This window comes from Sporosarcina sp. NPDC096371, assembly GCF_044762865.1.
Classification (GTDB): domain Bacteria; phylum Bacillota; class Bacilli; order Bacillales_A; family Planococcaceae; genus Sporosarcina.
Genome location: NZ_JBIWFE010000003.1, coordinates 51250 through 70750, shown reverse-complemented (window position 1 = coordinate 70750; position 19501 = coordinate 51250). Strand labels below are relative to the sequence as shown.

The 19501-nt window shown below is 39.2% G+C and carries 16 protein-coding genes and 1 pseudogene; 5 read left to right on the top strand and 12 right to left on the bottom strand.

Annotation, left to right across the window (positions count from 1 at the left end; translation table 11 throughout):
• Positions 1 to 335 precede the first annotated feature (335 nt).
• The 7 genes and pseudogenes from ACIQ0H_RS09120 to helD all read right to left on the bottom strand — a co-directional run.
• Positions 336 to 551 (bottom strand): annotated as a pseudogene (locus tag ACIQ0H_RS09120) (AAA family ATPase); the annotation flags it as partial.
• Between the two features lie 312 nt (positions 552 to 863).
• Positions 864 to 2762: an endonuclease MutS2 gene (locus ACIQ0H_RS09115; RefSeq protein WP_403413575.1), complete on the bottom strand. Its 1899-nt coding sequence runs from the start codon at positions 2760 to 2762 to the stop codon at positions 864 to 866.
• 826 nt (positions 2763 to 3588) lie between these two features.
• Positions 3589 to 4038: a DUF4362 domain-containing protein gene (locus ACIQ0H_RS09110; protein ID WP_403413573.1), complete on the bottom strand. Its 450-nt coding sequence runs from the start codon at positions 4036 to 4038 to the stop codon at positions 3589 to 3591.
• 234 nt (positions 4039 to 4272) lie between these two features.
• Complete coding sequence (locus ACIQ0H_RS09105; RefSeq protein WP_403413571.1) at positions 4273 to 4899, bottom strand: hypothetical protein; 627 nt, start codon at positions 4897 to 4899, stop codon at positions 4273 to 4275.
• Positions 4900 to 5159: 260 nt separating this feature from the next.
• A complete protein-coding gene (locus ACIQ0H_RS09100) occupies positions 5160 to 5642 on the bottom strand; it encodes a GNAT family N-acetyltransferase (protein WP_403413569.1) in 483 nt (160 codons plus the stop codon).
• 18 nt (positions 5643 to 5660) lie between these two features.
• On the bottom strand, positions 5661 to 6119 hold the full coding sequence (locus tag ACIQ0H_RS09095) for a GNAT family N-acetyltransferase (protein WP_403413567.1): 459 nt from the start codon (positions 6117 to 6119) through the stop codon (positions 5661 to 5663).
• 20 nt (positions 6120 to 6139) lie between these two features.
• Entirely contained in the window at positions 6140 to 8350 is a 2211-nt protein-coding gene (helD, locus tag ACIQ0H_RS09090) for an RNA polymerase recycling motor HelD (RefSeq protein ID WP_403414463.1), read from the bottom strand.
• Between the two features lie 371 nt (positions 8351 to 8721).
• Here helD and ACIQ0H_RS09085 point away from each other — a divergent pair, with 371 nt between their 5' ends.
• From ACIQ0H_RS09085 to ACIQ0H_RS09070, 4 genes are all read left to right on the top strand, one after another.
• Positions 8722 to 8910, top strand: a complete 189-nt coding sequence (locus tag ACIQ0H_RS09085) for a hypothetical protein (RefSeq protein WP_403413565.1) — start codon at positions 8722 to 8724, stop codon at positions 8908 to 8910.
• Positions 8911 to 8967: 57 nt separating this feature from the next.
• Complete coding sequence (locus ACIQ0H_RS09080; RefSeq protein WP_403413563.1) at positions 8968 to 9192, top strand: hypothetical protein; 225 nt, start codon at positions 8968 to 8970, stop codon at positions 9190 to 9192.
• Between the two features lie 268 nt (positions 9193 to 9460).
• A complete protein-coding gene (locus ACIQ0H_RS09075) occupies positions 9461 to 9649 on the top strand; it encodes a hypothetical protein (protein WP_403413561.1) in 189 nt (62 codons plus the stop codon).
• A gap of 384 nt (positions 9650 to 10033) precedes the next feature.
• Positions 10034 to 10222 carry a hypothetical protein gene (locus tag ACIQ0H_RS09070; RefSeq protein WP_403413559.1) on the top strand — a complete coding sequence of 63 codons (189 nt, stop codon included), beginning with the start codon at positions 10034 to 10036 and terminating at the stop codon, positions 10220 to 10222.
• Positions 10223 to 10566: 344 nt separating this feature from the next.
• On the opposite strand, the gene ACIQ0H_RS09065 is transcribed toward ACIQ0H_RS09070, so the two are convergent.
• The 3 genes from ACIQ0H_RS09065 to ACIQ0H_RS09055 all read right to left on the bottom strand — a co-directional run bounded on the left by ACIQ0H_RS09065 (position 10567) and on the right by ACIQ0H_RS09055 (position 14261).
• Positions 10567 to 12255 (bottom strand): methyl-accepting chemotaxis protein, encoded by a 1689-nt coding sequence (locus ACIQ0H_RS09065; RefSeq protein ID WP_403413557.1) that lies wholly within the window; start codon positions 12253 to 12255, stop codon positions 10567 to 10569.
• A gap of 210 nt (positions 12256 to 12465) precedes the next feature.
• Complete coding sequence (locus ACIQ0H_RS09060; RefSeq protein ID WP_403413555.1) at positions 12466 to 13152, bottom strand: GNAT family N-acetyltransferase; 687 nt, start codon at positions 13150 to 13152, stop codon at positions 12466 to 12468.
• Entirely contained in the window at positions 13149 to 14261 is a 1113-nt protein-coding gene (locus ACIQ0H_RS09055; RefSeq protein WP_403413554.1) for a mandelate racemase/muconate lactonizing enzyme family protein, read from the bottom strand. The genes ACIQ0H_RS09060 and ACIQ0H_RS09055 overlap by 4 nt, the downstream gene beginning before the upstream one ends.
• A 239-nt stretch (positions 14262 to 14500) precedes the next feature.
• On the opposite strand from ACIQ0H_RS09055, the gene ACIQ0H_RS09050 reads away from it, so the two are divergent.
• Entirely contained in the window at positions 14501 to 15748 is a 1248-nt protein-coding gene (locus tag ACIQ0H_RS09050) for a hypothetical protein (RefSeq protein ID WP_403413552.1), read from the top strand.
• A 78-nt stretch (positions 15749 to 15826) separates the two neighbouring features.
• Here ACIQ0H_RS09050 and nhaC read toward each other — a convergent pair whose 3' ends face one another.
• Together nhaC and ACIQ0H_RS09040 are read right to left on the bottom strand one after the other, a co-directional pair.
• A complete protein-coding gene (gene nhaC / locus ACIQ0H_RS09045; RefSeq protein ID WP_403413550.1) occupies positions 15827 to 17266 on the bottom strand; it encodes a Na+/H+ antiporter NhaC in 1440 nt (479 codons plus the stop codon).
• 245 nt (positions 17267 to 17511) lie between these two features.
• Positions 17512 to 19389 (bottom strand): SLC13 family permease, encoded by a 1878-nt coding sequence (locus ACIQ0H_RS09040; RefSeq protein ID WP_403414461.1) that lies wholly within the window; start codon positions 19387 to 19389, stop codon positions 17512 to 17514.
• Positions 19390 to 19501: the final 112 nt, after the last annotated feature.

The window sequence follows — 19501 nt, the reverse complement described above, 5'->3', positions numbered from 1 at the left end:
TTACAAAGATCCCTACACCCCGAATGCTCCTTTTGCTATTTTAAAATTTAAGATACTTTGATTTTATACGTCAGGAACTAAAGGAAAATAATATAGAACCTGATAACTTGTCTTTATCCATTCAAAATTCATACCTCCTTTTTATCAACTTTATGGCGAGTCTAATTAGTTTGCAATACTTAAATTGGATTTATTACAAAAACTTAACAAACATAATATAAAAAACAAGATTTCCTACTTTGCTGTCCATGAAACTTGCATGTACCAATTTCTAACTGTTTAGTCCCCCCTAGTATTACTGTCACGACTTAATGACCCTCAATTGACGGCAACCATCATCCTATTATCTCCATTCGGTCCAGATAGACGAGTCTACTCTGAAGGTCAATCCGTTGCCGAATCGCAATGAAAGAATGCAATCTCAGCCTATCACAAAGTTCGATTTTCCCAACAAGAACAAGTGCCATCGGGCTTTGTGCATCCATCTTAAAATTCAAAAGAAAACGAACTTCCTCAAGCATTTCTCGATCGAGAAGGTGTAGTTCATCTACAACGAGTACCGGAGGCTATATTTCTTATCTAGCTTCGTATTGCTTTTCTGCTATATGCGTAAGCGCCTTTTTAACGCTTACATATAAAAGTAGAAAAGAGACACCTTCTGTTCATTTCCGAACAAAAAGTGCCTCTTTTTTATTTTAAAAAACTTCATTCTCTATAAAGCTAAGCTTTTCACTGTTTTCTTCACATTCTATTTGGAGTAAAAATGTAAAAAGAGTTGAAACGCCAACCCTTTTTACAATATTTATATCTTTATACATATTGCTATAATATTTCTACACAAACAGTTGATGTACCTTTTCCATTTAGTTATTTTCTCGAATTTCTTTATGAATTTTCCGGAGTGCTTTTTTTGAGCCTCGTTCAATATCATGATTCAATTTTCGAGTTTTACTATCAATGAATATAGCGTCTAAGTCATAGCCTTCTGGATATAACTCTACAGCTTTTAACTCAAGACCCAATCGTTTTGCGTTTACCTCAATAAAATGATTTTGATAAAACACAGTAACGTTAAAATATTTGTCTTTTTCTTTGTACACGATTCCAATGTCGTTGTGGTCAAGTAATTTAACACGATCTCCTTTTTGATAGTCGATAATGTTCTCAGCTTTTTCAACAATAACTTTGGGTTTTCGGATTTTGCTTTCATTTAATCGTTCCAAGCGATACTCTTTATTTTCCATATAGTCTTCTGCTCTTTTTAGAACACTTTCCGGTACATTCATTTTTCTGGAAATCCATAATGCATTACTGTCCCCAGACTGCCCGATGAGAAGTTTAAATAACGGTTCTAATGTTTCATGATTAAATTGCATGGCAGCGTTCATAAAGTCATTATGCATTTCGGAAAAACGCTTTATTTCTCCATAATGCGTTGTTGCAACGGTCATACATCCTTTAAGATAAAACTCTTCTAAAAGAGAGATTGCTAATGCTGCGCCTTCATTTGGTTCGGTCCCACTGCCAATTTCATCAAATAGTAACAGAGTGTTGTTGTTTACTGATCGAAGTATCTCTGATAAGTTCTTCATGTGAGAAGAAAACGTACTAAGTGCATTTTCTAAACTCTGATTGTCACCAATATCTACAAACATGCGCTCAAATACTGCAATTTCGGTTTCTTTCGAAGCTGTAATATGGAACCCAGACATAGCGGCCAAAGTAACAAGACCAATTGTCTTCAGCACGATTGTTTTTCCACCAGCATTAGGCCCGGTTATGATTAAGCTACGATAACTGCTCCCAATCTGAAACTGAAGCGGTATAACATGACCCGATAGTAATGGATGCTTGCAATTTATTAATTTTATGTTCCCATAATCGTTTATATTTGGCTCAATTCCATCCACATGTTTGCTATATTTAGCTTTAGCAAAAATCATATCGTACTGGGATATAAGTTCAATATTAATATGAATGGCTTGCAGATTTTCAGTCACTAGCCCTGTTAAAGTAGCTAGTATTTGATATTCCAACATCGCCTCTTCAGATTTTAATGTTGCTAATTCAACACTTAACTTTTCCACTACACTAGGTTCCATAAAGACTGTCGAACCTTTAGATGATAGTTCAATTATAGTTCCCTGTACTTGATTTTTGTATGAGGATTTTATTGGCACTGTATAGCGATCATTCTTGATACTAATTATGAATTCCTGAATATAATTTCTATTTATGCTATTGTTTAGAAATTTGTTTAATCGTTCCTTTATTTTTTGTTCAGTTGTTTGGATATGTTGACGAACACGTTTGAGTTCTTTACTGGCGCCCGAGTCAATCTTATTATTTTTTATAGAAAAGTTAATTTCCTCTTCTACCTCCATGAATTCTGTCATGGAATTGGCATAGGATGCTAATGTCGGGGCAAAAAATTCTTTACCAGACATGAAAACTTTTATTTTTCGGCAACCTCTTAAAAAATCGGAAATACTTACAAGCTCTGATGGGGCTAAAATTATGCTTTTCTCCAATTTATCGATTGTATATTCAATGTTTGAAACACCCATGAGAGGCACGTTTCCTCCTGCATCCAGAATCGCACGTGCTTCAGATGTTTCGGTTAATCGATGTTTGACTACTTTTAAGTTAGAACTTGGAATTAATTTATCGAATAGTTGTTTGCCTATTCCGCTAACGCAATAAGATTTTACGATCTCTTTTAGCTCGTTGTACTGTAATTTTTCAAAAGTATTTTCATTCATGTTTTCATTCTCCTCCATGTGATTAATAGATCAGCAATGAAGAAACCTAACGACACAATTTCAATGAGTTGGATATAAATATAAAAAAGCTGCGGTATCCACCGCAGCTTACATTTACAATGCAAAAGTAAAATACATAAATAAAACCATCAATAACGATAGTTCTAATCATGAAGTGATGCACTTGTTTGTAAAGTTTGGTAGGTATCTTCATAAGCGGAAATAAGTCCACAACAAAATAAGGGGGCTGAAACGAACTTAAATCCCCTGTTGTTAAAACTTCCTTATTTCCTATAATGTTTACTTATTTAGAAACTACCACACTCACAAAGTTCACCTCTTATATTGGATTAGTATACTCATTGAAATTGCCTTTACAAAGGATATTATAATTTGTATTGGCGAAAATGTAAAGAATGTCAAATATCCCATTAACCCTGAATAACTCTGAAAAAATCATTTTGTTAGTGCGGATCAACGACACATGCTAAGCAATAATTAGTATTGTAAAACCAAGTGAAAATAGCCTGATTAATATATCTTCAAAGTTAAAAGTGCTGTTTGTTGATTCTAAATTAAATTTCCCCTTCCCCTTTGCAACTTCTGTTAAATGGTCCTATTCCAGCAATATTTGTACGACAATATGGCCCGATTGCTGAACACCAGTTAAACAACACTCTTCAAACAGGAATGCTGCCTCGTTAGTTCAACAAGTAAGAAGAACTACCTAAGCAGCTACATGATCTTTCAGTAAAGCCCCCGTTAGTTTAAGTAAATGTATTCACATTTACATTAAAATATCTATTAATGAAGAAATATTTCCCTACTATTTTCCAGTAACTAAAACGGTATTATCTAAACCATTTTCGCAGCCTTCAAGAATATAATCAGTTCTTTCGGTAGTTTCGACCACCTCAATTGAGGTACAAGTAGTATTAATAATGCTTCCTTCACCAAATTTATCTCTTCGTGTGTCTGTTGTTGATTTTATAACTTCACCATCATATTCAAGTTCATGAAGCATTGGGTCACCTTCTACTGTATATATAACTACTCGTATATTATCATTCTTCCCTTTTTCAACATTATTCAGGAATTCCTTAAATCTCTCGATATTTTCAATTTCACCATTCATACCTATAATATCTTCAGATCCAGGTGTGTAATCCGGAATGTTATTTTGTTCCAGATTTTTAATTGTTGAGTTTTCTGAGTTTTGACAACCAGCAATTAAGAACGAAATAAATAAACAAAATATAATATTTATCTTTTTCATCGCTGCACTTCACCCCTTTTGTAATAAGACGTTTCTTCTCTTATAGGTGTTACAAGTCTTATTCAACTATCCTACTCCGTTAAGTAAAAAAGCGTCTCCACTTGTTGTAGAAACGCAACCGTTAGCCATCCATGAAGCGCAAAAATATGAAGGTGATTAAGTTCTTTCATAGGGGCTACTCATGTTGCTTTAGCTCATCTGAATTGCTGCTAAAAGAACCTTTTACCCCACATTTTATTGACTATATTCCTTATTAAAACTTTCAATCCAATTCATATCGACTGGTCCATTTATAACCTTATAATACCCGTCGCTAGCAAATATAAGGCGATCCCCAAAAATTGAAACCATTTCAAGTCTATCTTTACCATAACGAGTGTACGCCCAGAATCCTTTTTCTCCAGAGAGATTGGAATCCCACTCCGAATCTTTCATCTTTTTAACTTGATATTGGCTCAAAAACTCCATTAACTCTTCCATCGGTTGTTTTTCATTTGCGCTCCATGGGTCATGTCCAATATATTCAAACTCTAAAGATTCAAAGCTAGATTCATGATAAGCATATAAATCTCCTAAGTTCTTTTCTCTATACTCGTTATACTTTGAAAACAAAAATCCTGCCGCAAATATACCAACTATTAGATAAACAATGATTTCCTTTTTCACTACTTTTAAAAAGAGTTTTGCAGAATTATAAGCTGCGGGAATCACCACAAAGATCACTATAATAAAATTGATAACGTCAGTTATAGCATTTACAAATATCAACAGATTCCACGCTAACGCAAGGATTTTAAAATACAATATAAAAAATATGACTACCAAAAGAGTAAATGCAAAATCGCTTTTCGTAGACTTCATTTCATCGCCCCTTCTGAGCTTTCTTAGTTATTCAAGTCAAACTAACAATATGGCCCGATTGTTGAACACAAGTTAAACAACACTCTTCAACTAACCACCCGCCTTTTTAGTTTAAGCACATTTCCCTACAAACTCCCATATTTAATTTCTATTATTTCTATAAATTCAGTTTACACTCAACTACTTCATAAAGTAAGTCCTTATACACGAAACACCCCTTTAGATAAAAATCCAAAGAGGTAAAGTTTCGCGACTTTATTTTAAATCCACACTAGTTCCTTTTCATAAAATACAATGGTCATTCGCTCATTGATTTTTGTGATTTTACCCGTCTTACTATACCCTAGCTTTTCGTATAACCTACATAATTTTTGTTCTTCAAAGATCGTATCTAGTTCCCAAACGATAGCGTCTTCATAAAAACGCTCAACTATTTGCATGGTTGCCGATGCAATTCCTTTTCCCTGGTATTCAGGGAGAAGGAAAATTGGAGAAACCCGATAACGTCGATTGTCTTTCCTCACGATTCGTATCGCACCAACCGTAATCTTGTCGTAAATCATTACATAATAGTCGGTTTGTTTTTGTTGTAAGCGAGTGATTGTCCGCTCTATCGTTTCGTTTGCTGGGCTTGTTTCAAAGTCTTGATACTTCTCTAACAAAGGCTTAAACGCTTCAACTTGAATGGAGTGGATGACTGCTGCATCCTCGACGACCGCCTTCTGAATAACTAGCTTCTCCAACCTAACACCCCTTTCCATTTAATCAGTATCAGGTCCCGCAGCAATATTTTTCTCCAATACGATTCTATGAATGCCAGCATCATCTGTAAACACTTCCATCACATCGAAGCCGTTTTTTATATTAAGAATCAGCATGCTACGCCACTTATTCCTAGTCTTTGTTTGAATAAGTGTATAGCCAGCTTTCCCTACTATATAATGCTGCTGTTTCATTAGCTCGGATGCAATTCCCTGCCCTCTGTAAGCTTCATTCACCGCTCCGTACCAACTATAATACTTGTGTGCATCAAGCTCATATCCAATTTTATAGCCTACAACGGTTGATTGATCGAAGGCTACGTTTATCAGGAGTTTTGGTCTTGATTTCATTTTATCGGCTAATGTAGCGGATTCTTCAAAAACACTGTTATGCACCTTCAAAATTCCATCTATAACATCCTGGTCAGGCATTCCCCAATAGGTCTTATAGGATAACATCGAATTCCTCTCCCCCCGCATTACACATTTACACCAACCATATGTAATTCATGCATTGGTCTTGTCATCGCAACATACAACAACTTCCGGTCAATCGGATGGTCTCGGAATGGCTCGTCAAACGCCACAACAATGACTGCATCGAATTCCAGCCCTTTTGCTAGATGGCTTGGAACGATTAGTAGACACGCCCCACTCATATCTGACTGTTCGCCTAATAATTGCACAGGCAAGTCGAAATCTCTTAGCCTCATATGAATACTTTCCGCTTCGACTGTTGTTTTACAGATCAGTGCGACCGATTTATGGCCACGGTGAATGATTTCATGATAAATCTGAGCGATTTTGTCCTCCTCAAACGCTGGCATTTCGTAAAAATCTGGCTCCCGCCCATGGCGAACGACTGGTTCCACAAGTGGCAGATCCTCATCCATTTGGGCAAGTACCTGATTCGCTAAATCCATAATTTCAATGGTCGTTCGGTAACTTTTTTGAAGTGTCGTATAGGTCGCTCTTGGAAATAGTTCTTTGACTGGCTCCCATGACGTTAACGCCCGATAACTGTGAATCCCCTGCGCCAAATCACCAACCATCGTAAACATATCGGTCTCAAGCCCATCTTTTAAAGCAGCAAGCTGAAATTCACTATAATCTTGTACTTCATCAATGAAAACAACCCTCATTTTCCATTTATCTTCAATCCCCTTTAGCTTTGCGTGTAAATAATAGATAGCTGCTAAATCCTCGATTTCCCATGTTTCCTTCCGATGCGCTACAGAAAAAGCATTTTTCTCCTTCTCAGACCATTGACCGGCGAGCTCTGTTTGCAACTCCTCGTTCGTCAGCCATTCGCGATACAGCTTCTTGATGTTGAACTTTTTAAACCTGCGCATATAAGCGGATACTGTCGACTTCCCTTCCTTTTCAATGGCTGGTAGCCTATCATCCCGCTCATCTAAAATTCTCGTTAGCTTCGCTTTTCTTCGCTCATCATCACGGATACCATAGAGTGCTTTATCAAGCGCCTCTTCGTACTTCGTCGTTAAAGTTGCCAGTAACTTTTTATGCTTGCGCTTGACATCACTTTGCAAAATAATCTTGATTCGCTCGAGTCTTTTTTCAACAGGCATATAAGCAAACTCCTGAAGAAAGAGCTTCTTTAATTGTGAAGCTTTCACAATTCGATACTTTTCAATAAAGACATCTTCAAATAGCTCCGCCATGCCCCGCTCCAATTTTGTAGCGTAACGATGCATGATTGCTCGATAGTCAAGCGTTCCTTTTACCCGCGTCACAAAAAGCTTGTCCGCATCCAACGTTGCCGATTGCGCTAACTGTGCCAACTTCGCATCCGGGTCTGTTAGCTTCAACTTCAATCCTGTCGCATTCAAAACATACTCGGCATAGGTCGTCTGACAGATCTGCCCCACACCTAACTCGGGTAGTACGTCTGCAATATAGTCCATAAACAATTTACTAGGTGCTAAAATCATCAATTTATTAGCCGGGAAATGTTCACCCATCGTATATAAAAAATATGAAATACGGTGCAAGGCGATCGTTGTCTTACCACTTCCCGCCGCCCCTTGTACGATAATGGGTTGCTTCAAATTCGCACGAATAATCGCATTTTGTTCCGCTTGAATGGTCGATACGATTTCCGTTAAACGAGTGTCCGCTTTACCTGCAAGCGCCTCTTGGAGTAATTCATCATTCGTTGTCAGGTCAATATCGCGAATATCCAGCAGCTCGCCCTCTTCAATTCGGTACTGCCGCTTCGAGTAGAGATGCCCTTCAAACTCTTCATCTCGCACTTGGTAGGTCAAATCACCGAGTCTGCCGTCATAATACACATTGGCAACGGGTGAACGCCAATCGACAATGATCGGTTCTTGCGTCTCCCGGTGAAATAAAGAAGTCTTGCCGATATAGAGCAACTCTGCGCCCTCATCTTCTTTTTGGAAATGAATCCGAGCAAAATAAGGTTTCATTTGAATCGCTTCGAGACCTTCCTTTTGGGAACGAGCCATTTCAAAAAAACGGGCATTTGTTAAAATATTGATGTAGCTTAAACTGGAGTCTAAATACTCCAAGTCCGCCATCGATTTACGGATTTCGTCTTGAGAGGATTTTACGTCACGTCGCGATTCTTCTAATAATTGCTGCATATAGCTTTTGGTGTAATCAAGGCGCTCTAATTCAAACTCAAAATCAGGATGTTTCTGCATCAGACAGGCCCTCCATTTTGTGTATTTTGCGTCCTGCATCGTTATATAGGAGATGTTGGGGATTTTCAGACAGAATTGAATTCTACCATTCAGAGGTGACTGAATCAACATAATCTTGCATAATGTCCAAACAATTCGGATTAAAGTAAGGATTCATCGTAAAAATACTTCACTCACACGGTTTGCTTCCATAACATTAGATTTTCTACTAGCGCTATCTCCCATACAAAAGGTACATCCGGTTTCTCATCAAATTCTCATATTCGTCTCATGCCTCTCTAATTTGGAAACGTTATGCTATGTACATAGACAAGGTAAGTTCTTATCAACCCGTTACGATATGCTACAAAATATAAAAAATGGAGGGTACCAGTATGTTAACTACATTTCAAAAACGAATTCACGAATGGTTATTAGCAAACTTCCAGGAGAAAGACCTTTCAGCGCTCTCTTACAATGCAGTTACAAACTGGTTTAACCCAAATCCATTAAGTAAGCATGAAATACAGCAATTACAACAGGCCAAAATCAATGCAAACGCTAAACTGCACAACTTTATTTAATCACCTTGTAGCCGCACGCTAAAGTACTTAACCTATAAAAAACGGAGGTAATATATTATGTACCATCAATTCCAAATTACAAAAACGTTATTTCAGAACCAAATTCATGAACGGTTTTCCTTTTCACTACAATACCAAGGCAATGATTTTCAAGGAATCTATCACGATGGGATGATCAACTGGTTCAACCCACACCCCTTAAACAGAATCGGGGAACAACAATTAGGAAAAATTGAAGCCGGTGTAACTACTAACATGCACCAGTTTCTCGTCTCTATGTAAAAATAGTATAACGCACAAATCTCGCGCAACGTACGAACAATTCTGATTAAAGCGAGGATTCAACGTAGAAATACGCCACTAAAACAGTTTGCTTCCAAAGCCTCAGATTTTCTACTCTCACTATCCACAATATAAAAAGTAAATCCGATTTCTCATCAAATTCTCATCTTCGTCTCATACCTCTCTAATTTGGATACGTTATTCTATGTACATAGACAAGTTAAGTTCATCAACCAAATACAAAATATAAAAAATGGAGGCTACCACTATGTTAACTACATTTCAAAAACGAATTCATGAATGGCTATTATCAAACTTCCAAGGGAATGATTTTTCAGCGCTCTCTTACAATACAGTTACAAACTGGTTTAACCCAAATCCATTAAGTAAGCATGAAATACAGCAATTACAACAAGCTAAAATCCAAGCAAATGCCAAGTTGCATAACTTTGTTTAAGCATCTTGTTGATCCAAGCTAATGTAATGGAAATTCATAAAATCGGGGCACAACAATTAGGAATCGTTGAATCCGATTTGACTACTAACATGCAGCAACTTCTCGTCTCTATGTAAAAATAGTATAACGCACAAATCTCGCATAACGTCCGAACAATTCTGATTAAAGTGAGGATTCAGCGTAGAAATACGCCATTAAAACAGTTTGCTTCCATAGCCTCAGATTTTCTACTATCGCTATCCACAATACAAAAGGTACTTCCGATTTCTCATCAAATTCTCATCTTCGTCTCATACCTCTCTAATTTGGATACGTTATTCTATGTACATAGACAAGTTAAGTTCATCAACCAAATACAAAATATAAAAAATGGAGGCTACCACTATGTTAACTACATTTCAAAAACGAATTCATGAATGGTTATTATCAAACTTCCAAGGAAATGATTTTTCAGCGCTGTCTTACAATGCAGTTACAAACTGGTTTAGCCCAAATCCATTAAGTAAGCATGAAATACAGCAATTACAACAGGCTAAGATCCAAGCAAATGCCAAATTGCACAACTTTGTTTAACCATCTTGTTGACCACGCTAAAGTACTTAACCTATAAAAAATGGAGGTAATACATTATGTACCAACAATTCCAAATTACAAAAACGTTATTTCAGAACCAAATTCATGAACGGTTTTCCTTTTCATTAAACTACCAAGGCAATGATTTTCAAGGGATCTAACATGAAGGGGTTATCAACAGGTTCAATCCACACCCATTAAATAAGATCGGGGTACAACAATTAGGAAAAGTTGAAGCCGGAGTAACTACTAACATGCACCAACTTCTCTTCTCTATGTGAAAACAGTATAACGCACAAAACAAGCTGACTGCACATGGCAATCAGCTTGTTCGTTCTTATTTATTACACTTTAAATCGTCCCATATCTTTTTGCAGCTTCTCTGACAGTTCCGCCAGCAATTGTGCACTGGACGAAATTTCCTGATTGGCAGCTAACTGTTGTTCTGTTGCTGCACTTGTAGACTGCGCAGCTTCTGATGATTCCGCAGCTAGTTCCTGTACTTTTACAGAACCAGCAGATACTTCATCCGTCATAGAACGGATCTGCTCAATTGCTGCAGAAACGGTGGATACTTTGTCACCAACGTCGCCCGCAGCCTGTTCGATTCGCCTAAAGACATCACGCGTACGTTCCGTCACAACAAGTCCTTCTTCCACACGGTGACTGCCATCTTCTGTGCTAGTAACAGCTTGTGCAACGCTACCAATCATCGTATCGATCATCGTGCCAATTTCTCCAGCCGAACGTTTTGACTGTTCTGCAAGATTTCGTACTTCTTCCGCAACAACTGCAAAACCTTTTCCATGTTCGCCAGCACGTGCCGCTTCAATCGCCGCGTTGAGTGCCAATAAGTTCGTCTGATCTGCAATCTGCGTAATCAATGACGTAACTTTCCGGATTTCTTCTGAATAATTCGCCATGCCACTCATGATTCCTGCCGACTGTCCAATAGCAGAACTAATCACAGTCATTTGCCCGTTCACATCCTCCATGAGAGAGGCACCTTCTTGAACAAGCCGTGCAACATCTTCTGATGACAACAGCATTGCTTTATTGTTTTCCGTAATTTGATTAATACCCGTGACAACTTCCCCAATCGCTAGATTCGTCTCATTAACAATTGTAGCTTGGGACTCACTCCCCAATAAGTTTCTTTCTGTCGTTTCAGCTACCATTTCAGACGCTGCCAAACTCTCTTCTGAACTCGCAGACAATTCTTCTGCTTGGGCAGCGAGCTGAAGCGCAGACTCATGTGCATTCGAGATAATCTCGCGAAGATCTTTCGTCATCCCATTAAATGCGATGGCCATATCACCAATCTCATCTTTATTTCGAATCACGACCGGCTCAATCGCAAAATTGCCATCTGCAATTTCTGATAGTGCTGTCGTCATTTTCCTAACAGGACGTGCAATACTTCGACTAATTACTGCGGCAACAGCAATACTTAGAACGATGGCTATAGCGATCAGCCCAAACGTTAACACACTAGAACTCTTTATTTGTTTTGCAATAGCTGCATCTGCATATTCCGTTTGCTCTGTTTGATAATCAATTAATTTGGTGATGCTTTCCTCAACTTCCTTTTGAAATATAGAAGCATCAGCTGCAATGTTTAATGCTTTTTCATCATTGCCGCTATTAAATTCACTGATTGCTGAATCTGTACTTTGTACATAACTTGCCCGCGCTTTTTTTAATTCATCCAGTAATTCTCTTTCTGCACTAGAGCTAACCATTTGGTCCAATATTCCCCACTGCGCATTAAACTTCTCATCAAACACTTTTTTATTTTTCAGATAGGAGACTTCATCAAATAATAAAAATCCACGGATATCATTTGAACTTTTAGATTGTGTTGATCCTATCATTTCAAGTACTAACATCTTTGTAATTTGATCATCTATCATAATGCGATACTCATTATTCATTTTAGTTTGCGACCAAAAACCCGATAATCCAACGACCACCATTACCAGAAGCACCGCCACGAAGCCGCTCCATAATTTTCTACCTACTGTGAACTTCATACTTACCCTCCTAAATAATAAACCTATCTATGAGTATAGCCTAATTACATAGTCTATCATAGTTGTTTTATCTTATAAATTTACAAATTTCACTCTAGGTACTATTATTCAATCATTTTAATCTATCTAGCTTCAATCGTTTATCCAATCAGCAAAATAATCCTCCCCTACTTATTTTAGTAGAGGAGGATTATTATCTAAATGAAAGTATTATGCCTTTTCAAAATGAACAACCCATTGATCATCCACTTGTGAAATTGCTGTTCCACGCCAGCCGTCTTGTAGATAACGCTGCTGCAGTTCAGTGTCTTCCATGATTATTTCGCAACTTGTGGAAGCCTCGGTTTGCAAAGGCTGCGTTAAGTCTTTCATTAAAATATACCTAAGCAAATCATCATATTTCACTTTGAGCGCAACAATCTCCATACCATGTGCAAATTTATCTTTCAAACTGGCGATATTAAATGGCGCGACTGTTGTACACACATAGCGAAACTGCTGTTGGTTGACCGATTGCATCAGAATTGTCCCCAGTAACACCTGCAAATTATTTCCCCTGAAATCTGGATCGACGTTGGAGATTTCAGAATAAATGACAGTAGACAATTCGTTCATCGATACGCCTGCATCAATGCCTAAATGGCCTTCCTCATCGATATCAGGCTCCAACATCGCTCGAAAAGCAACGAGTTGTCCTTCATAATAGGCTCCGATCATCATTCCCTTACCTTGCAAAATATAAAGAAATTCTTCCTGCGTCAATGGTTGTAAAAAGGCACCCGATGTCAGAGTATCGATCACTTTTTGTTGGAGTGTAAGAATTTCATCGAGATGCTTCACTGCTAATTGGACAACCTTAATTTCTTTGCCATTTTTCAAAAGAAGTTGTTGGATCATCCTGTGACCTTCTCTGAAAACACCGTTAGTTCGTGTAATACCTGCTCATCAATCTCAATGCCTAATCCAGGTTTGTCAGTCAAGCGGATAAATGGTACATCATAGTGTAAATTCCCAACATCCTTGCTGAACTTTAATGGTCCAGTCAATTCAACACTCGTAATGACTTTTTTCGAAAATGATACATGGAACCCCGCTGCCGAACCAATGGACGATTCAACCATCGAACCCACTTGACACTCAATGCCAGCCATTTCTGCCATATGTGCAAGCTTCATAGCTGGATAGATGCCACCGCACTTCATCAATTTAATGTTGACTTTATCGGCTGCTCGCTTGGCGATAATCTCCCTCATATCTCGCACACCGCGCAAACCTTCGTCAATCATCATTGGTATCGAGGACTTCGATTTCACTTCTACCATGCCATCGATATCGTCTGCCATCACAGGTTGCTCTAACCAATCGAGCGAGCAATGTTCAAGTTTGCGAAGTCCTTGTAACGTATTCGCACTGTTTTTCCATCCTTGGTTCACATCGACACGAATGGCGATATCCTCACCAACACGTGCACGAACCGCTTCAATTCGCTTCACATCTTCTGCAACTTGTGTACCGACTTTCATCTTCAAGGAGCGATAGCCAGCAGCCACTCTTTCTTCCGCTTCTTTCGCCATCGCCTCGGGAGATGCAATACTGAGCACATGCGTAATCGGGAATTCTGCATGATATCTACCACCAAGAAGATCATAAACAGGCACACCCAGCGCTTTACCAACGACATCATAGCAAGCAATATCGATTGCTGCTTTTGCTGTCGGAACACCGTAAATTTCTGAATCCATTAGCTCATGAATACGTTCCATATTCTTCGGGTTTTCACCAATCAGCTTAGGCGCCAATGTATCTTTCAAGACTGCAAATGTGCCTGTCCAGCTTTCCCCAGTCACATGATCATCTGCCACACTTTCCCCGTAGCCCACATGACCTGTATCCGTCGTTACTTTGACAATAATGGAAGGCATATAATCATAGGTCGCATAACTTATCACAAATGGTTCGTATAGTGGTAAGTGGATCGCATAAATCTCAATTTCAGTAATTTTCATTCTTTTCAAACCCTTTCTATTGGCAAATGCTTTAATTCATTGTATCATTGTCGTTAAATAGCCGCTATATAAAAATACTGAAATGCGGAAGGCGCCTGGGAGACGCGACAGGCGCTGGAGGGCTTGAAGATAAAGGCGTTCTTTGCCTTTATCAGCAAGACCGTAGCGACCCGAGCGACTGGCGCCTGCAACTAGACTATACTAAAAAGCGCAAGGCATACAACAGGAGGCTTCATATTATGAAAGTAAAAATTGCAATTATCGGATCCCATGATTTTTGTCAGCATACAGAACAACTTGTTACAGGGAGAACAGATATAGAACTTCATTGGTATCGCTATGATGAACCTAAAACAGCTCCTCTTCTACTACAAACGCTTAAACCATGTGATGCCATTCTTTTCTCTGGTTCACTGCCATACTACTATGCAAAAGAACTACTTATAGACTTTTCGATACCCATTCTCTATTTACAGCAAGACGAAGCAGCTGTGGCGCTTACGCTACTTCATTTAGCCACAAAAGAACGATTGGACTTGAACCGGGTTTCCATCGATGTCCGTGAAAAAACATTGATTGAAAACGTCAAAAAAGATTTGAATCAGGTACTGGAGCTGCCATACGTCCATCCGCTTTATGACGATGAAAATATTGAAGATATTGTTTCCTATCACAAGCTGCTGTCCTTGCAAGGTAAGACTGATATGGCTGTCACAAGTGTCCATGTTGTGTACGAGCGGCTGCAACAGCAACAAATTCCGTCCTATACCATGATTGACCCGATAAGTTCAATTTTGCGTACTATTGAAAATGCAAAACAGCAAGCCATTTTACATAAAAGTAATGCCGCTCAAATTGCAGTAGGCCTTGTCAAAGGAATACCCAATGCCGAAAACCTTGAAACCTTTATCGCCGCCTTGGCTACTATCATGAAGGCACGGTGGAACGAGAATAATGGCGAATATACATTATTTACGACAATGGGTAATATCGAATTTTCTTTAAAAAACAATGAATTTCTAGCGCTGTTCCAAACAATTTCTGGGCAAGCTAAAATGTCGTTTGGCTGTGGTGATACGATTGTAGATGCCACTGAGAATGCACGTTTTGCACTGAATCTCATCCATGAAAGTGATGGTCATTCCTTTTATATGCTAGACGCAAACAAAAAATTGCATGGTCCATTTCCACAAGCAAACACAGCCATCGCGATGAAAATCAACGAACCCGTGCTAGTTGAAATGGCTGACAAAACGAAGTTAAGTCCCGCAAACATTTCTAAACTACTACTTTTTGGTCAAACACGCCAAACCAAACAATTTACAGCGACTGACTTAGCACTCCACCTAAATGTCACGCGGAGAACAGCTGAACGCACACTCAAAAAGTTAGTCGAATTTAATTACATCACAATCGCCGGGGAAGAAATGACCTATAAACAAGGTCGACCTCGAGCATTGTACGAATTCAACTTCCCTACTTTTTAATCTCTCTACAAGAAAAGGAAAGCTCACGTATCTACCGTGGACTTTCCTTTTTCTTTGTTTAATGAATGATTAGACTTATCACCCTACACTTAACTCTTCATTTCTCTGTTCTTCTTTAGCAATATCCATCTTTTCTTGCTCCGTCAATTTCACAATTGTAAGTCCTGTAACCGCATACAAAATCGAAATGAATGGAATGACTAAGTTCAAAATAGCATAAGGTCCGTATTCAACGACACCGACTCCAAGCGTCCCTAAGATAAACACACCACATGTATTCCATGGGATGAAAACAGAAGTAAGTGTTCCCCCATCTTCTAATGCACGTGATAGGTTTTTCGAATGTAATCCCATATCTTTATATGCTTTACTGAACATCCGCGACGGTACGACAATTGAAATATATTGTTCCGAACAAGATGCATTCGTCATGAAACAAGCTGCAATCGTTGATGTGATCAATGATCCTGTAGATTTCACCACTTTTAATAATTGATTCATGATTGCTTTTAACATTCCCGAGAATTCTAAAATCCCGCCAAATGTCATCGCAACGATTGTCATCGAGACCGTATACATCATCGAGTCCAAACCACCACCGTTAAATAGTGCATCTACCATCTCGTTACCTGTTGCAATGGTGAATCCACTTTGCAAGGCCTCGATTCCTCCTATGAGCGAACCACCTTGTATAAAGATTTGTGATAGGAACCCAAGCACAATCCCGACAATCAGGGCAGGAATCGCAGGTACTTTTAAAGCAACCATCACGATTACAGCAAGTGGCACAAGCAATAACCACGGCGTAATAAGAAAGCTTTCCTGTAATACTTTTGCTGTTTCAGCAATTTCAATCGCTTCAATTTGATTCGTTGCAAATTTATTTCCTAAAAAAGCATAGACCCCCAGCGCAATCGCTAGCCCCGGAATGGTCGTGTAGAGCATATGTTTAATATGTTCAAATAAATCCGTTCCCGTCAATCCCGCTGCTAAGTTCGTTGTATCTGAAAGCGGTGACATTTTATCCCCAAAGTAAGCACCAGAAATAATCGCACCTGCAATCATCCCTGCTGGAATGCCCATACTCAAACCGATACCCATTCCCGCAACACCAATCGTTCCCATCGTCGACCATGAACTCCCAATGGCTAATGCAACAATTGCACAAATGATACAAATGGTTACCAAAAACCAAGCAGGCGTAATAATTTGTAGACCATAATAGATCATCGTCGCAACAATCCCGCCACCCATCCAAGCACCAATCGTTAAACCAACTAAAATGATAATAACGACTGCCGGAAGCGCCAAGCGAATTCCCTTATACATCATTTCTTCAATGTCTTTCCACGTATAACCAGCTTTCCAAGCTACTAAAGCTGCAGTCGATGTCCCAATAATTAGTGGAATATGTGGACCTTGCTCTAATTTAACAACTGTAAAAATCATTACAAAGATCATCACAATTAGAGGCAATAAAGCCATCCAAAAACCGATTTTTTTCTCTTGTTTTTCCATCTATATCCCCCCGAATCTAAAAATTAGCAATATTATAAACTGTCGTTATATAGTCGTTATTAGCATAATATACGTTTGTAGAATCAAAGTCAATATCATTCCCGGTTTTTCTGTAAGCGTTTTCAATCCCATTAACGTTAGACCTAGACTTAAATTATCTGAATAGCAACGAAAAAATGCCTACGTATCAGGCACCTCATTGAAGAAGCACATGTACATAGGCTATTGAATAATCGATAGTCCTTTTACAAAGGAAACACAATTGGAATGGCAATCATCATAACGATAAACATCACAATTTGCAACGGAACTCCAACCTTGACGAAGTCAAAAAACTTATAGCCCCCCGCCGTCATCACCAGTGCATTGGTCGGCGAGGCAACCGGTGTGGCAAACGCCATACTGGAAGCAACTGCAACCGCTATTAAAAACGTGTACGGACTGGCATCCAAGCTAATGGCAGCATTCATCGCGATTGGCGCAAACAACACAGCCGTCGCCGTATTGCTAATGAATTGCCCAAACACCATCGTGATGAAGTAGATGCCCGCCAACACACCGATCGCTCCAAATCCGCCAAGCATATCAATAATGCCTTCTGACAGCATCACCATGCCTCCCGTTTTTTCCAAAGCCGTCGCCATAGGCAACATCGCAGCGATCAACACAATACTTTCCCAGTTAATTTTGCTATAGGCATCGTCCATATTGCGTACGCACCCCGTCACAATCATCAATACAGCACCGATTAACACAGAAATAACAGCAGGAAACACTTCAAAGATCATCAGTAACACCATCAACAGCATGATTCCGCCAGCAATCGGTGCTTTGCCGTTCGCAGCGGCCATACTCGCATGTTCTTTCGGCTGCCCCACAACAACGACATCCCGTGTTTCCCTTGCCAACAATTCAATTTCATCCCACGCACCTTGTACAAGCAACGCATCCCCAAAGCGCAAGCGCTCCTTCGACATTTCTTTCAAGACATAATCTCCACTACGGTTAATCCCAAGTATATTCAAATTATATTTTTCCCGAAAATTAATGCTCCTAACCGTCTCACCAATCAGACTGGAATGCGGCGTCAGCAGTACTTCCGCGATGCCAAGCTGCTTCGATACCAACTCGTCAGCTTCAGACTTCTCTTGTTCAATCACTAACGCATAATCGGTCACTAACTGTTCGAGATTGTTCAACGCGCCTTGAATTTGCAAGATGTCTTTTGCTTGAATAATACTCGTTGGCCCCGCCATTTCCTGGTACGTCATCGGCAACAGATTGATGCCTTCTGTCGATTTACGTTCAATGGTCAAGATACATAATTGGTAGGTTCCCGGAATTTTTAGTTGCGCCAGCCGCTTACCAATCATTTCCGAGTCTTCGGGAACACTTACCCGAAATAGTTTCCCACCTAATTGATAGTCGGAAGCCAGCTGTTTAGGCGATAGCTGATGCTCATCCTTTGAATTATTTCTTCTTTTTTCATTCGGCAGTAAAATATTTCGAACGGCAAATAAATAAATGATACCAACAACCACACCAATAATCCCAATCGGTGTAATCTCGAAAAAGCCTAGCTTTTCAAAACCATTATCCACCAATTGTTGACTGACAATTAAATTCGGTGGTGACGCAATTAGCGTTAGCAGACCGGAAAAGCTAGCCATATACGATAGCGGTATTAAAAATTTCGATGGACTGCTTTTGATACTAATGGCTACACTGACAACAATCGGTAGCATCAACGCAACCGTTCCCGTGTTGCTCATGAAAGCTCCGACAGCCGCCACAATAACAAGCAAAAGAATGAATAATTTCTTCTCGCTATCTCCCGATGAACGGAGCAATACATTCCCCGCCATTTGGGCCAGTCCCGTTCGTAAAATTCCTGCCCCCACGATAAATAAACCGGCAATCATAATGACGACAGAGTTGGAAAATCCGACAAGCGCTTCTGTCGCATCTAAAATACCCGTCAAAACGAATGCCAGTAACGCCAGCACCGCCACAAGATCCGCGCGTACTCGATTACTCATGAACAAAATAATGCTAATGCCTAAAATTACAAATGTAATGATTAATTGCAATGGACTCGAATCCTTTCTATTTATGACCGGCATATCCTCTATTATGCTCGGCATAGACGTGATTATGACCGCCACAACTTTCGTCATTTCTATGTTCGACTTATATAGTAATTATATACCGGCCACACAAAAAAGTGCTTCCAAC

Coding starts and splice junctions, on each gene's coding strand:
- ACIQ0H_RS09115 (WP_403413575.1), bottom strand. CDS start 2,762: ATGAATGAAAATACTTTTGAAAAATTACAGTACAACGAGCTAAAAGAG.
- ACIQ0H_RS09110 (WP_403413573.1), bottom strand. CDS start 4,038: ATGAAAAAGATAAATATTATATTTTGTTTATTTATTTCGTTCTTAATT.
- ACIQ0H_RS09105 (WP_403413571.1), bottom strand. CDS start 4,899: ATGAAGTCTACGAAAAGCGATTTTGCATTTACTCTTTTGGTAGTCATA.
- ACIQ0H_RS09095 (WP_403413567.1), bottom strand. CDS start 6,119: ATGTTATCCTATAAGACCTATTGGGGAATGCCTGACCAGGATGTTATA.
- ACIQ0H_RS09085 (WP_403413565.1), top strand. CDS start 8,722: ATGTTAACTACATTTCAAAAACGAATTCACGAATGGTTATTAGCAAAC.
- ACIQ0H_RS09080 (WP_403413563.1), top strand. CDS start 8,968: ATGTACCATCAATTCCAAATTACAAAAACGTTATTTCAGAACCAAATT.
- ACIQ0H_RS09075 (WP_403413561.1), top strand. CDS start 9,461: ATGTTAACTACATTTCAAAAACGAATTCATGAATGGCTATTATCAAAC.
- ACIQ0H_RS09070 (WP_403413559.1), top strand. CDS start 10,034: ATGTTAACTACATTTCAAAAACGAATTCATGAATGGTTATTATCAAAC.
- ACIQ0H_RS09065 (WP_403413557.1), bottom strand. CDS start 12,255: ATGAAGTTCACAGTAGGTAGAAAATTATGGAGCGGCTTCGTGGCGGTG.
- ACIQ0H_RS09060 (WP_403413555.1), bottom strand. CDS start 13,152: ATGATCCAACAACTTCTTTTGAAAAATGGCAAAGAAATTAAGGTTGTC.
- ACIQ0H_RS09055 (WP_403413554.1), bottom strand. CDS start 14,261: ATGAAAATTACTGAAATTGAGATTTATGCGATCCACTTACCACTATAC.
- ACIQ0H_RS09050 (WP_403413552.1), top strand. CDS start 14,501: ATGAAAGTAAAAATTGCAATTATCGGATCCCATGATTTTTGTCAGCAT.
- nhaC (WP_403413550.1), bottom strand. CDS start 17,266: ATGGAAAAACAAGAGAAAAAAATCGGTTTTTGGATGGCTTTATTGCCT.
- ACIQ0H_RS09040 (WP_403414461.1), bottom strand. CDS start 19,389: ATGCCGGTCATAAATAGAAAGGATTCGAGTCCATTGCAATTAATCATT.